The organism is Streptomyces sp. NPDC093064 (assembly GCF_044754605.1).
Taxonomy (GTDB): Bacteria; Actinomycetota; Actinomycetes; order Streptomycetales; family Streptomycetaceae; genus Streptomyces.
This window is the reverse complement of sequence record NZ_JBIVPK010000023.1, coordinates 1-13,667: the sequence shown is the minus strand read 5'-3', so window position 1 is coordinate 13,667 and position 13,667 is coordinate 1. Positions and strand designations below refer to the sequence as shown.

The following is a 13,667-nucleotide window of genomic DNA, read 5'->3' as shown; positions in this document are numbered from 1 at the left end:
CGCCATCTCAGTCCACCACCGCGTGCCGGTCGTCCCGGAGCCGATCGGCTGCGTGCCCGGCGAGCGGGTGGGCGAGTCCGACCTGCACGGCGGTCACTTTGTACTCCGGGCAGTTGGTCGCCCAGTCCGAGTTCTCCGTGGTCACCACGTTGGCGCCGGTCACGGGATGGTGGAAGGTGGTGTACACGACCCCCGGCGGCATCCGGTCGGACACCTGGGCCCGCAGGGACGTCTGCCCGACGCGGCTGGTCAGCGTCACCATGTCGCCGTCGCCGATGCCGCGCACCTCGGCGTCGTGCGGGTGCAGTTCCAGCAGGTCCTCGGGGTGCCAGGCCACGTTGCCCGTACGGCGGGTCTGCGCCCCGACGTTGTACTGGCTCAGGATGCGCCCCGTGGTCAGGACGAGCGGGAAGCGGGAGGTTGTCCGCTCGTTGGTCGGCAGATAGGTGGTGACCACGAACTTCCCCTTGCCGCGGACGAATGCGTCCACGTGCATGGTCGGCGTGCCCTCCGGCGCCTCCTCGTTGCACGGCCACTGGATGCTGCCGAGCTTGTCGAGGGAGGCGTAGGAGATACCGCGGAAGGTCGGGGTGACCTGGGCTATCTCGTCCATGATCTGGCCCGGGTGGTCGTACTCCATGGGGTAGCCCATGGCGGCGGCGATCTCGCAGACGATCTGCCACTCGTGCTTGCCGGTCTTCGGCTTCATCACCGCGCGCACGCGGTTGACCCGGCGTTCGGCGTTGGTGAACGTGCCGTCCTTCTCCAGGAACGAGGCGCCCGGCAGGAAGACATGGGCGAACTTGGCCGTCTCGTTGAGGAAGAGGTCCTGCACCACGACCAGTTCCATGGCTTCGAGCGCGGCGGTGACGTGCTTGAGGTTCGGGTCGGACTGGGCGATGTCCTCGCCGTGCACGAACAGGCCGCGGAAGGAGCCGTCGATCGCCGCGTCGAACATGTTGGGGATCCGCAGTCCGGGTTCGGCGAGGATCGTGCGGCCCCACAGGTCCTCGAAGACGGTGCGGACCGCGTCGTCGGAGACATGGCGGTAGCCGGTGAACTCGTGCGGGAAGGAACCCATGTCGCACGAGCCCTGCACGTTGTTCTGCCCGCGCAGCGGGTTGACGCCGACGCCGTCGCGGCCGATGTTGCCGCACGCCATCGCCAGGTTCGCCATACCCATGACCATGGTGGAGCCCTGGCTGTGCTCGGTGACGCCGAGCCCGTAGTAGATGGCCCCGTTGGGCGCCTGCGCGTACAGCCGGGCGGCGGCCTTCAGATCCTCGGAGGGCACACCGGTGATGGGCTCGGTGGCCTCCGGGCTGTTCTCCGGACGGGAGACGAACTCCGCCCACTCGTCGAACCCTTCGCAGCGGTCCGCCACGAAGGACTTGTCGACCAGGTCCTCGGTGACCACCACGTGCGCCATGGCGTTGATGACGGCGACGTTGGTGCTCGGGGTGAGCTGGAGGTGGTGTGCCGCCTCGATGTGCGGTGAGCGCACCAGGTCGATGCGGCGCGGGTCGATCACGACGAGCTGGGCGCCCTCGCGCAGCCGGCGCTTCATCCGCGAGGCGAAGACCGGGTGGCCGTCGGTGGGGTTGGCGCCGATCACCACGATCACGTCGGCCTGGGCCACCGAGCGGAAGTCCTGTGTGCCGGCCGACTCGCCGAAGGTCTGCTTCAGCCCGTATCCCGTCGGGGAGTGACAGACCCGGGCACAGGTGTCGACATTGTTGTTGCCGAAGGCCGCCCGGACCATCTTCTGGACGACGTACACCTCCTCGTTGGTGCAGCGCGAGGAGGTGATGGCGCCGATCGCGCCGGAGCCGTGGCGCTCCTGGATGGAGCGCATCCCCCGGGCGACCGTGCGGATGGCCTCGTCCCACTCGACCTCGCGCCACGGGTCGGTGATCCTCTGCCGGACCATGGGCTTGAGGATCCGGTCGGGGTGGGTCGCGTAGCCGAAGGCGAAGCGGCCCTTCACACAGGAGTGCCCCTCGTTCGCCCCGCCGTCCTTGTAGGGCACCATTCGGACCAGTTCGTCACCGCGCAGCTCCGCCTTGAAGGAGCAGCCGACGCCGCAGTACGCGCAGGTCGTGACCACCGAGCGGGTCGGCATGCCGAGTTCGACGACCGACCGCTCCTGGAGCGTCGACGTCGGGCAGGCCTGGACGCACGCGCCGCACGAGACGCACTCGGAGTCCATGAACAGCTCGCCCGCGCCGGGTGAGACCTTGGAGTCGAATCCCCGGCCCTCGATGGTCAGCGCGAAGGTGCCCTGCACCTCGCCGCAGGCCCGCACGCAGCGGGAGCAGACGATGCACTTGGACGGGTCGAAGTCGAAGTACGGGTTGCTCCGGTCGGCCTCGGCGTCCAGGTGGTTCTCGCCCTCGTACCCGTACCGGACCTGGCGCAGCCCGACGACGCCGGCCATGTCCTGCAACTCGCAGTCGCCGTTGGCCGGGCAGGTCAGGCAGTCCAGCGGGTGGTCGGAGATGTACAGCTCCATGACGCCCTGGCGCAGCTTCTCCACCTTGGGCGTCTGGGTGCGCACCCGCATGCCGTCGGCGACCGGCGTGGTGCAGGACGCCGGGGTGCCCCTGCGGCCGTCGATCTCGACGACACACAGCCGGCAGGATCCGAACGCGTCGAGGCTGTCGGTGGCGCACAGCTTGGGTATGTCGATGCCGGCGAGCGCCGCCGCGCGCATCACCGACGTGCCCTCGGGGACCGTGACGGGCATTCCGTCCACTTCGACCGACACGGTCGGCTCCCCGGGCCTTTCGGGGGTTCCGAAGTCGGGTTCCTTGAGAAGGGTCATACCGTGTCCTCCGTCCTCGCGCCGCTCGACCGCGCGGTGCGCACCGCCGTGCGTGCGTCGCGGGCGAGGAAGTCGTCAGAGAAGTGTGTGATGGCGCTGCGCACCGGCATCGGCGTCAACCCGCCCATGGCGCACAGCGAACCGTCGGTCATCAGCTCGCAGAGGTCTTCGAGCAGGGCGAGGTTGTCGTCGCGGTCCTCGCCCGCCACGATCCGGTCGATCACCTCGACCCCGCGTACCGAACCGACGCGGCAGGGCGTGCACTTGCCGCACGACTCCACGGAGCAGAACTCCATCGCGAAACGGGCCTGCGCGGCCATGTCCACGGTGTCGTCGAAGACCACGACGCCGCCGTGGCCGAGCATCGCGCCGGCCTCGGCGAACGCCTCGTAGTCCATCGGCAGGTCGAACATGGAGGCCGGCAGGTAGGCGCCCAGCGGTCCGCCGACCTGCACCGTGCGCACCGGGCGTCCGGAGAGCGTGCCGCCGCCGTAGTCCTCGACCAGTTCGCGCAGGGTGACGCCGAACGCCGTCTCCACGATGCCCCCGCGCGCGATGTTGCCGCCGAGCTGGAAGACCTGGGTGCCTCGCGAGCGCTGCACGCCGAGTTCCTGGTAGGCCTGCGCGCCGCGCGCCATGATCACCGGCACGGTGGCGAGGGTGAGGACGTTGTTGACGACGGTCGGCTTGCCGAAGAGTCCCTCCAGCGCGGGGATGGGCGGCTTCGAGCGGACCATGCCCCGCTTGCCCTCCAGGCTCTCCAGCATGGAGGTCTCCTCGCCGCAGATGTACGCGCCGGCACCGACCCGGACGTGCAGGTCGAAGGTGAGGTCGGTGCCGAGGATCCGCTCTCCGAGCCAGTTGTTCCCGCGCGCGATGTCGATCGCGGCGCGCATCGTGGCCACGGCGTCGGGGTATTCCGACCGGATGTAGACGTAGCCCTCGCGCGCCCCGACCGCGTGCGCGGCGATCGTCATGCCCTCGATCAGCATGAACGGGTCGCCCTCCATGACCATGCGGTCCGCGAAGGTCCCGCTGTCCCCCTCGTCGGCGTTGCAGCAGACGAACTTCAGCTCGTCGGAGCACTCGGAGACGGTCTTCCACTTGACGCCGGCCGGGAATCCGGCGCCGCCCCGGCCACGCAGGCCGGACTCGGTGACCTCGGCGATCACCTCGGCGCGGGGCAGCCCGAGCGCGCACCGCAGCCCGGCGAGGCCGCCGTGCCGCAGGTAGTCGTCGGTGGAGAGGGGGTCGGTGATCCCGATCCTGGCGAACGTGACCCGCTTCTGCCGTGCCAGCCACGGCAGTTCGTCGACGACGCCGAGCCGCAGCGGATGGTCCCCGCCGTCGAGGAGGCCCGCGGCGAGGAGGCTCTCCACGTCCGAGGGGGTCACCGGTCCGTAGCCGACCCGGCCGGCGGGTGTCACCACCTCGACGAGCGGCTCCAGCCAGAGCATGCCGCGGGAGCCGTTGCGCACCACTTCGACGGGCCGGTCCTGGCCGGCGGCGGCCTGTCGGAGGGCGTCCGCGACCGCGTCCGCTCCCACGGACCGTGCCGCCGAGTCGCGGGGGACGTACACCGTCACCGGAGAGTGGGAAGTCATCGTCACGGCGACACCGCCTCGTCGAGGATCGAGCGCAGGCGCTCCACGTTCACGCGTCCGTGCAGGGCGTCGTTCACCTGGATGGACGGCCCCAGCGCGCAGTTGCCGAGGCAGAAGACCTGTTCCACGGTGACCGAGCCGTCCGCCGCCGTCTCCCCCGGTGCGAGGCCGACCCGGTCGCGGGCACAGGCCACCAGGGCGTCCGCGCCGAGGGCCTGGCAGGCCTCGGCCCGGCAGATGCGCACGGTGGTGCGGCCCGCCGGTTCGCGGCGGAAGTCGTGGTAGAAGGAGACCACCCCGTGCACGTCCGCCCGGGACAGGTTGAGTTCGTCGGCGAGCAGCGCGACGCACTCCTGCGGCACATGGCCGAGTTCCGCCTGGATGGCGTGCAGTATCGGCAGCAGCGCGCCGCGTTGGCCGCGATGGGCGGCCACGATCGCGCTGATCGCGGCTCGCACCGGTACGTCACTCACGCTTGTGGTCATGATCGCCCCCAGTCACCGGCATGCGCGGAAGTCGAGCGCGAGGCCCTCGCCGCTGTCGTACGAGTTTGGTTTCGCGAACACATGAACCCTTGCCCCTCGTCTGCGGATGCGCAGAGGCGGTGACCAGCGGCACAGCCGCTTCCGCCGACCCGGTCGGTGCACGGACAACGCTCCGCAGCATAATCGCCTACTTACAGTTTGTATACAGTGTTCAGGCTCATGGAGCGCGCCGTTCCAGGCCCCACGAGACACCGTGAGCCGGCGACTACACGCGCACCTCGGCGCCGACCGGCTGGGCCACCGCCACACCCGGGGCCGGCAGTGCGGCCAGCCACGGCAGCACCGCGCCCAGCACGGTGCTGATCCCGCCACCGCTCGGCCCGAGCATCGCGCCCGCCGGCACCAGGACGGGGTCGGCGCGGACGGTGGACGACGCGCTGCCGCGCGGTCCCTCCCCGTCAGGGCGTGCGGGCACGAACAGCCCGGGGGCGTCGGCCGGCACCAGCCAGAGGGTCAGTCCGTCGCGCCCGTCGGCCGGCCGGGAGGACCACACGTAGCTGTCGGCCTCCCCCGCCCCGACCACGTTGTGCTTCCGGGCGCGCAGCGCCACCACGTCCCCCGTGTGCGTCGCCGTCGAGGGCGGACCGGGAGGCGCGCCGTGCTCACCGGACTCGACGGCCTCCGCCAGGGCGAGGGTGCTCAGGTGGTGCCCGGTGGCGATCTTCCGGCGCACCCAGTGGATGCCGTGGGCCTCGATGACCGCGACGGCGGCGTAGTGGGACCTGAGCACGGCGCCGGTGGCCGGGCAGGCCCGGGACACCTCGGCCACCACCTCGGCGGCCTCCGCCAGACCGAGTCCCTGTCCGCCGAGGCCGGCGGAGACGGTGAGCGCCAGCAGCCCGGAGTGCCCCAGCGCGGCGACCGAGGCCCGGGGGAACACGCCGTGCGTGCGGACCCGTTCGGCCCCGGGCTCGATGACGCTGCTCATGGCGTGGGAGAGAGCGGTGCGGTACGACATGGGGCGGCCCCTTGAAGTCACTTCAACGCAGATTGCATACAGTATGCTCTCTAGCGGGAGCGCCGACCACCCCCGAGTGCGCGAATCCGCCGCCTGAGCAAAATCACGCGCAGGCGACTGGACAGCCGCCACCCGGTCGGCCGATGATTGCATACAGTATTCGTTGCCTGTATGCAGGACGCGTCCGATTCAGGACGTCCGTGTTCAGAACGCCGGCATTCAGGAGGGGAGGGCTCGGCGACTCCCGTACGGCCAGACGCACCAAACCGTGTACAAGTGAGGTGATCCCCATGACCAGGGCTCTTGAGGGCGTGCGCGTCCTCGACATGACACACGTCCAGTCAGGCCCCTCCGCCACCCAGTTGCTCGCCTGGCTCGGTGCGGACGTCGTCAAGCTGGAAGCGCCCACCGGCGACATCACCCGCAGGCAGCTGCGGGACCTCCCCGACGCCGACTCCCTCTACTTCACGATGCTCAACTGCAACAAGCGCAGCATCACCCTCAACACCAAGACGGAACGCGGCAAGGAGCTGCTCACCGAGCTGATCCGGCGCTCCGACGTCATGGTCGAGAACTTCGGACCGGGCGCCGTCGACCGCATGGGCTTCACCTGGGACCGCATCCAGGAGATCAACCCGCGGATCGTCTACGCCTCCATCAAGGGGTTCGGCGAGGGCCCGTACACCACCTTCAAGGCGTACGAGGTCGTCGCACAAGCCATGGGCGGCTCGATGGCGACCACGGGCTTCGAGGACGGCCCGCCGACGGCCACCGGCGCGCAGATAGGCGACTCGGGGACCGGGGTCCACCTCGTCGCCGGCATCCTCGCGGCGCTCTTCCAGCGCGAGCGCACCGGGCGCGGCCAGCGGGTCAACGTGGCCATGCAGCACGCGGTGCTCAACCTCTGCCGGGTAAAGCTGCGCGACCAGCAGCGCCTGGCGCACGGCCCGCTCGCCGAGTACCCGAACGAGGACTTCGGCGAGGAAGTGCCGCGCTCGGGGAACGCCTCCGGCGGCGGCCAGCCCGGCTGGGCCGTCAAGTGCGCGCCGGGAGGCCCCAACGACTACGTGTACATCGTGGTGCAGCCGCCCGGCTGGAAGCCCATCACCGAGCTGATCAACCGCCCGGAACTGGCCGAGGACCCCGACTGGGCCAGCCCCGAGGCCCGGCTGCCCAAGCTGGACAAGATGTTCCAGCTGATCGAGGAGTGGAGCAGCACCCTGCCCAAGTGGGAGGTGCTTGAGGCCCTCAACTCCCACGGCATCCCCTGCGGCCCGATCCTGTCCACCAAGGAGATCATCGAGGACCGGTCGCTGGCCGCCAACGAGATGATCGTCCCGGTCGAGCACCCCGAGCGCGGCACCTTCAAGACCGTCGGCTCGCCCCTGAAGCTGTCCGACTCCCCCGTGACCATCACCAGCTCCCCGCTGCTCGGCGAGCACAACGAAGAGGTCTACGCCGGCGAACTGGGCCTCGACGACGAGGAACTGAAGCTCCTCAAGACGAACGGAGTGATCTGAGCGATGCCCCTGAACCATGCCTCAGCCGACCGCGACACCGTGGCGAAGGTGCTCGCCACCGTGCGCGCCGAGGGCCGCAGCGCCCTGACCGCGCCCGAGGGCAAGCGGATCGCCGACGCGTACGGCATCGCCACCCCCGGCGAGGCCCTGGCACGCGACGCGGACGAGGCGGTGGCCCACGCCGGCGCCTTCGACGGGCCGGTCGTCCTGAAGATCGTCTCTCCCGACATCCTGCACAAGACCGACGCCGGCGGGGTGGTCGTCGGTCTGCACACGGCCGACGAGGTGCGTGCGGCGTTCGACCGGATCATCGCCAACGCCAAGAAGTACGACCCCAAGGCCCGGATCACCGGCGTGCAGGTGCAGCAGATGCTGCCGCCGGGCCAGGAGGTCATCATCGGGGCGGTCACCGACCCCACCTTCGGCAAGGTCGTCGCCTTCGGTCTGGGCGGGGTGCTGGTCGAGGTCCTCAAGGACGTGACCTTCCGGCTGGCGCCGGTCGCCGAGGACGAGGCGGCCTCCATGCTCGACTCGATCGGGGCGGCCGAGATCCTGCGCGGCGTGCGCGGCGCCCCCGCGGTGGACCGCGAGGCGCTGGCCGAGCAGATCCGCAGGGTCTCGCAACTGGTCACGGACTTCCCGGAGATCGCCGAGGTGGACCTCAATCCGGTGATCGCCACGCCCGAGGGCGCGCTCGCGGCCGACATCCGCGTGATCCTCGCCGAGAACGCGCCGGCCGCGCGGCCGAAGTACAGCCGTGAGGAGATCCTGACGGCGATGACGCGGCTGATGCAGCCGCGGTCGGTGGCGGTGATCGGCGCCTCCTCCGAGGCCGGCAAGATCGGCAACTCGGTGATGCGCAACCTCATCGACGGCGGGTTCGCGGGCGACATCCACCCGGTCAACCCGAAGGCCGACGAGATCGAGGGCCGCAAGGCGCACGCCTCCGTCCTCGACATCCCGGGCGAGGTGGACGTGGCCGTCTTCGCGATCCCGGCGAAGTTCGTGCCCACCGCGCTGGAGGAGGTCGGCGCCAAGGGCATACCCAACGCCGTCCTGATCCCGTCCGGATTCGCCGAGACCGGCGAGCACGAACTCCAGGAGCGGATCGTCGCCATCGCCCGGGAGCACGGCGTACGGCTGCTGGGACCGAACATCTACGGCTACTACTCGCCGTGGCAGGACCTGTGCGCCACGTTCTGCACGCCGTACGACGTCAAGGGCCCGGTGGCGCTGACCTCCCAGTCCGGCGGCATCGGCATGGCGATCCTCGGCTTCGCCCGCACCACCAAGACCGGTGTCTCCGCGATCGTGGGCCTCGGCAACAAGTCGGACATCGACGAGGACGACCTGCTCACCTACTTCGGCGAGGACCCGAACACCAAGTGCATCGCGATGCACCTGGAGGACCTCAAGGACGGCCGGGCGTTCGTCGAGGCCGCCCGCGAGACCGTGCCGAAGAAGCCGATCGTGGTGCTCAAGGCCGGGCGCACCTCGGCCGGAGCGAAGGCCGCCGGCTCCCACACCGGAGCCCTGGCCGGCGACGACGCCGTCTACGACGACATCCTGCGGCAGGCCGGCGTGATCCGCGCCCCGGGCCTGCACGAGATGCTCGAGTACGCGCGGGCGCTGCCCGTCCTGCCCACCCCGCAGGGCGAGAACGTCGTCATCATCACCGGTGCCGGCGGCTCCGGCGTGCTGCTCTCCGATGCCTGCGTGGACAACGGGCTGAGGCTGATGGAGATCCCGGACGACCTCGACGAGGCGTTCATGCGGTACATCCCGCCGTTCGGCGCGGCCGGCAACCCGATCGACATCACGGGTGGCGAGCCGCCCACCACCTACGAGGCGACGATCCGCCTCGGCCTGGAGGACCCGCGGGTGCACGCCCTGATCCTCGGCTACTGGCACACCATCGTCACCCCGCCGATGGTGTTCGCCGAACTGACCGCGCGCGTGGTCGCCGAGGCGCGGGCCAAGGGGATCCACAAGCCGGTGGTGGCCTCGCTCGCCGGGGACACCGAGGTGGAGGCGGCCAGCGCCTACCTGTTCGAGCGCGGGGTCGTCGCCTACCCCTACACCACCGAACAGCCGGTGGCCGCTCTCGGCGCCAAGTACCGCTGGGCCAGGGCCGCCGGACTGCTTCCGGCTGACGGGTAACCGCGGACGGGTTCATCAGACGGCCAGGGGGCGCCACCTTCGCGGTGGCGCCCCCTGGCCGTTCGGTGCAGGCGCGTGGCCGCGCCCGGCGTCACTCCTCGGAGCCGGCGCGCTCGTGGTAGGTGACGCGGGTCTGCTCCGTGTGCGCCCGCATCAGCTGCTGCGCGCGCTGCTCGTCCCCCGCCTCGATCGCGTCGATCAACTCGCGGTGCTCGCGCCAGGAGTGCTCGCCGCGGGTCCGCGCGATGGGCGTGTAGAACCAGCGCATGCGGCGGTCCACCTGTGCGGACAGTTCGGCGAGCACGGAGTTCGCCGCGAGTTCCATGACGTACGAGTGGAAGGCGGCGTTGGCGACGACCACCGCGTCGACGTCGTCGGACCGCAGGGCCCGCTCGCCCTCCTCGCACAACTCACGCAACCGCGCCGGCGCCTCATCTCCGGCACCAGCCGCCGCCAGCCGCGCCGCCTCGGCCTCCAACAGGCCGCGCACGACGAGCAGTTGGTCGGCCTCGTCCTCGGTGGGCTCGTGCACGAACGCGCCCTGGGCCGGGCGCAGATCGACCCATCCCTCGGTGTTGAGCCGCTGGAGCGCCTCGCGCACGGGCTGGCGGGAGACGCCGAGCTGCCCGGCGAGCTCGGTCTCGATCAGGTGCTGACCGGGCTTGAGCACCCGGGTGATGATGAGTTCGAGCAGGGCCTCGTAGACCCGCTCGCGCAGCGGGCCCGGCCGCTCCAGCTTCGGCACGGTTCCACTCGGCAAACCCGCGGAGAGCATGGCTTCCATCCCCTGATCAGCGGCCCGACCGAGCCTGGGAGTGAGATTGACTTTCGTCTACAGTCTACCGACGCACCGCCCCGCACAGGACTCACACCGACAGTGACCCAGTTCACATCATCCGGGAGTCGCGGACTACCGGACGGCGCCGGCGCCACCGGGTACCCACCCTCGCGACGGGCGGTTTTCGCCCCGGGGTCGCGGGCAGGCGGATGGGTGAGCGCCGGCGAAAGGACCGACATGAGCGCCGGAGAGAAGGCCAGGGCCACGACCGAGCAGGTGCTCGGGAAGGCCGTGAGGAAGGTGGCGCACGCGCTCCACAACGAGACCACGGCGGCCAAGGGAGCCGCACTGGAGGCCCGGGGCAAGGCCCGAGCCGCCAAGGAACGGTCGAAGAGCGGCCTCGGGAACTGAGCACGCGCGCCCGCGCGCACGGACGGGGGCGCGGCGCACCACCGCGGATTGACGCCGGACCGGGCGCGACGCGGTGAACCGAACAGGATCCACGACACGACGCCGTCCGACGCGACGGCATGACGGAGGGGGCCGGCAGCCCGTACCGCCGGCCCCCTCCGTCATGCCGCGAGGGCGCTCGTCCGCAGGGGGCGGCGCGGTGCGACCGGGGTGTCCGCGAGTCCGACGCGGTAGGTGGTCCTGGTGGAGTCGACGAGGGGCTCGCCGAGCGTGATCCGTCCGCTGGAGTGCAGCATGTCGCACACCTCCGTGGGCAACGCCACGTAGCAGCTCCCCCGGCCGGTGCGGCGGTCGAACGACTGCCAGTAGCTGTACCTGCGGCGTCCGCCCGCGTGCACGGTGAGGAACACGAGCGTGGCCGGGTCGGAGATGATGCGCAGGAGGTCAGCACCCGTGGGGCTGAGGGGGGCACCGGCACGGCTGTGGTGGTGCAGGACGACGGCGTGGGCCGGGCCGGATATGGACTGCATCAGCGGGGGCCTTCCTCGATGCTGGGACTGAAGATCACTTACCCAGCTCGGGCGATGTTGATCTCTCTTTCCCGCGGCATTTTCCTGCATGTCACTGACAATGCGGCGGCGACACGCCGCACTGGTGTCCGGTCCGCCACGGCTCGCGATCACGCGACGGCCCCGCGGGACGCGGGCCAGGAACACCGCCCCACGCGAATCCTTGCTAGCGCCTTCAACCTCGGGGATACTGAATACAGTATTCCCGAAGCCATTCGTGACGTTCAGGGAGGATCCCGACCATGACCAACGCTTCCTTGCCGGAAACAGGGCTGGGGGACACGGACGATCCGGCCGCTCTCACCGACGGGATCCACCTGGTCGTCGAAGCGCTCAAGCGCAACGGCGTCAAGAACATCTACGGCGTCGTCGGCATCCCGATCACCGATCTGGCGCGCGTCGCGCAGGCGTCGGACATGCGTTACATCGGCTTCCGCCACGAGAGCGACGCCGGGCACGCGGCGGCGGCGGCCGGATTCCTCACGAAGAGGCCGGGCATCTGCCTGACGGTCTCCGCCCCGGGCTTCCTCAATGGACTCGTGGCCCTCGCCAACGCCACCACGAACTGCTTCCCCATGGTCCAGATCTCCGGATCCAGCGAACGGCACCTGGTCGACCTCCAGCGGGGCGACTACGAGGAGATGGACCAACTGGCGGCGGCGAAGCCCTTCGTCAAGGCCGCCTACCGGGTCCACCGGGCCGAGGACATCGGCCGCGGGGTGGCCCGCGCGATCCGCACCGCGATCTCCGGGCGTCCCGGAGGGGTCTACCTCGACATCCCGGCCGCGGTGCTCGGAGAGGTCATCGACAAGGAGCAAGGGGCCGCGTCGCTGTGGGAGGTCGTGGACCCGGCGCCGCGTCAGCTGCCCGAACCCGCGGCCGTGGACCGCGCGATCGACCTGCTCGCCGGCGCGGAGCGACCCCTGGTCGTCCTCGGCAAGGGCGCGGCGTACGCACAGGCGGACGAGCAGATCCGGGAGTTCGTCGAGACGACCGGCGTGCCCTACCTGCCCATGTCGATGGCCAAGGGCCTGCTGCCCGACGACCACCCGCAGTCGGCGGCCACCGCCCGGTCACTGGCCCTGCGCAGGGCGGACGTCGTGATGCTCGTCGGCGCGCGCCTGAACTGGCTGCTCGGGCACGGCGAGGCACCGCAGTGGGACCCGTCCGCCAAGTTCATCCAGGTGGACATCGCGGCCACCGAGATGGACAGCAACCAGCCCATCGCGGCCCCGCTCGTCGGCGACGTCGCGTCGGTGATGGAGGCCCTGGTCGAGCGGAGCAAGCCCGGCCGGATCGCGGCCGCGCAGGGGTGGCGGGAGGAACTCGCGGCGCGCTCCGCGCAGAACGCGGCCAAGATGGCCAAGCGCCTCAATGCCGCGAAGACCGCGCACCCGATGAAGTTCCTCGGCGCGCTCCAGGTGATCCGCGACGTCCTGGCGGAGAACCCCCGCGCCTACGTCGTCAACGAGGGCGCCAACGCGCTCGACCTGGCCCGCAACACGATCGGCATGCGGATACCGCGCCACCGGCTGGACAGCGGTACCTGGGGCGTCATGGGCATCGGCATGGGCTACGCCATCGCCGCCGCCGTGGAGACCGGTGACCCCGTGGTCGCCATCGAGGGCGACAGCGCCTTCGGGTTCAGCGGCATGGAGATCGAGGCCGTCTGCCGCTACAACCTGCCCATCGTCACCGTCGTCCTCAACAACAGCGGCGTCTACCGCGGCGACGAGGCCTCCACCTCCGCGGACCCCGCGCCGACCGCTCTCAAGGCCCGCCACGACCTCATGATCCAGGCGTTCGGCGGCAAGGGCTACCAGGCGACGACACCCGACGAGGTCGCCACCGCCCTGCGGGAAGCCCTGGCCTCGGGCGCCCCGGCGCTCATCGACTGCGTGATCGACCCCTCGGACGGGACCGAGAGCGGCAACATCTCCCACCTCAACCCGAAGGGCATCACGGTCCAGCGCTGACCGAACCCGCCAACGCCCCGCACCCGCAGTCCCGTCGCGGTCTTCCGGGACGCTGAACAAGGAATGCCGCCGCACCCCGTGCTGACCCGCACCCTGGCGGGTCAGCAGGGGATCCTCCATGCCCGGACGCCCACTCGGCGCCTGGCCCGCGCCCAGTGCTGTGACCGGAAAGGTTTGCCGGAAAGCTCGCGGCGTCCGGTGCTGGGGGTACCTCCCACGCCGTTCAGGCTGTGGGGGAGCATCGCAAGGCGGAGCATCGCCCGCGTACTGGATGTACTCGGGTGATGCGACAACGCGGCTGGGGGTCCCCCCTGCTCGAAGA

General features: G+C 70.6%; 10 protein-coding genes. 4 read left to right on the top strand and 6 right to left on the bottom strand.

Annotated features, from left to right (window positions below; all coding sequences use genetic code 11):
- Positions 1-7: 7 nt before the first annotated feature.
- The 4 genes from fdhF to ACIQFZ_RS25165 all read right to left on the bottom strand — a co-directional run bounded on the left by fdhF (position 8) and on the right by ACIQFZ_RS25165 (position 5,931).
- Entirely contained in the window at positions 8-2,824 is a 2,817-nt protein-coding gene (gene fdhF / locus ACIQFZ_RS25180) for a formate dehydrogenase subunit alpha (RefSeq protein WP_402692193.1), read from the bottom strand.
- Positions 2,821-4,428: a formate dehydrogenase beta subunit gene (locus tag ACIQFZ_RS25175; RefSeq protein WP_383062857.1), complete on the bottom strand. Its 1,608-nt coding sequence runs from the start codon at positions 4,426-4,428 to the stop codon at positions 2,821-2,823. Before ACIQFZ_RS25175 ends, fdhF begins: the two co-directional genes overlap by 4 nt.
- Before the next feature lie 2 nt (positions 4,429-4,430).
- Positions 4,431-4,901 carry a formate dehydrogenase subunit gamma gene (locus tag ACIQFZ_RS25170; RefSeq protein ID WP_365420389.1) on the bottom strand — a complete coding sequence of 157 codons (471 nt, stop codon included), beginning with the start codon at positions 4,899-4,901 and terminating at the stop codon, positions 4,431-4,433.
- 277 nt (positions 4,902-5,178) lie between these two features.
- Complete coding sequence (locus tag ACIQFZ_RS25165; protein WP_402692192.1) at positions 5,179-5,931, bottom strand: acyl-CoA dehydrogenase family protein; 753 nt, start codon at positions 5,929-5,931, stop codon at positions 5,179-5,181.
- A gap of 290 nt (positions 5,932-6,221) precedes the next feature.
- Here ACIQFZ_RS25165 and frc point away from each other — a divergent pair, with 290 nt between their 5' ends.
- Both frc and ACIQFZ_RS25155 read left to right on the top strand, forming a co-directional pair.
- On the top strand, positions 6,222-7,451 hold the full coding sequence (gene frc / locus ACIQFZ_RS25160; RefSeq protein ID WP_361413995.1) for a formyl-CoA transferase: 1,230 nt from the start codon (positions 6,222-6,224) through the stop codon (positions 7,449-7,451).
- 3 nt (positions 7,452-7,454) lie between these two features.
- Complete coding sequence (locus ACIQFZ_RS25155) at positions 7,455-9,611, top strand: acetate--CoA ligase family protein (protein WP_402692191.1); 2,157 nt, start codon at positions 7,455-7,457, stop codon at positions 9,609-9,611.
- Between the two features lie 91 nt (positions 9,612-9,702).
- On the opposite strand, the gene ACIQFZ_RS25150 is transcribed toward ACIQFZ_RS25155, so the two are convergent.
- Positions 9,703-10,386 carry a GntR family transcriptional regulator gene (locus ACIQFZ_RS25150; protein ID WP_365420400.1) on the bottom strand — a complete coding sequence of 228 codons (684 nt, stop codon included), beginning with the start codon at positions 10,384-10,386 and terminating at the stop codon, positions 9,703-9,705.
- A gap of 240 nt (positions 10,387-10,626) precedes the next feature.
- On the opposite strand from ACIQFZ_RS25150, the gene ACIQFZ_RS25145 reads away from it, so the two are divergent.
- Positions 10,627-10,800: a hypothetical protein gene (locus ACIQFZ_RS25145; RefSeq protein ID WP_365420402.1), complete on the top strand. Its 174-nt coding sequence runs from the start codon at positions 10,627-10,629 to the stop codon at positions 10,798-10,800.
- 161 nt (positions 10,801-10,961) lie between these two features.
- Here the strand turns inward: ACIQFZ_RS25145 and ACIQFZ_RS25140 are convergent, their stop codons facing one another.
- Entirely contained in the window at positions 10,962-11,330 is a 369-nt protein-coding gene (locus tag ACIQFZ_RS25140) for a hypothetical protein (RefSeq protein ID WP_402692190.1), read from the bottom strand.
- 281 nt (positions 11,331-11,611) lie between these two features.
- Between ACIQFZ_RS25140 and oxc the strand changes: the two genes are divergently transcribed.
- On the top strand, positions 11,612-13,345 hold the full coding sequence (oxc, locus tag ACIQFZ_RS25135; protein WP_402692189.1) for an oxalyl-CoA decarboxylase: 1,734 nt from the start codon (positions 11,612-11,614) through the stop codon (positions 13,343-13,345).
- Positions 13,346-13,667 lie beyond the last annotated feature (322 nt).

Excerpts from the sequence above, each read along its gene's own strand:
- fdhF (WP_402692193.1), bottom strand. The coding sequence starts at position 2,824 with ATGACCCTTCTCAAGGAACCCGACTTCGGAACCCCCGAAAGGCCCGGG.
- ACIQFZ_RS25175 (WP_383062857.1), bottom strand. The coding sequence starts at position 4,428 with ATGACTTCCCACTCTCCGGTGACGGTGTACGTCCCCCGCGACTCGGCG.
- ACIQFZ_RS25165 (WP_402692192.1), bottom strand. The coding sequence starts at position 5,931 with ATGTCGTACCGCACCGCTCTCTCCCACGCCATGAGCAGCGTCATCGAG.
- frc (WP_361413995.1), top strand. The coding sequence starts at position 6,222 with ATGACCAGGGCTCTTGAGGGCGTGCGCGTCCTCGACATGACACACGTC.
- ACIQFZ_RS25155 (WP_402692191.1), top strand. The coding sequence starts at position 7,455 with ATGCCCCTGAACCATGCCTCAGCCGACCGCGACACCGTGGCGAAGGTG.
- ACIQFZ_RS25150 (WP_365420400.1), bottom strand. The coding sequence starts at position 10,386 with ATGCTCTCCGCGGGTTTGCCGAGTGGAACCGTGCCGAAGCTGGAGCGG.
- ACIQFZ_RS25145 (WP_365420402.1), top strand. The coding sequence starts at position 10,627 with ATGAGCGCCGGAGAGAAGGCCAGGGCCACGACCGAGCAGGTGCTCGGG.
- ACIQFZ_RS25140 (WP_402692190.1), bottom strand. The coding sequence starts at position 11,330 with ATGCAGTCCATATCCGGCCCGGCCCACGCCGTCGTCCTGCACCACCAC.
- oxc (WP_402692189.1), top strand. The coding sequence starts at position 11,612 with ATGACCAACGCTTCCTTGCCGGAAACAGGGCTGGGGGACACGGACGAT.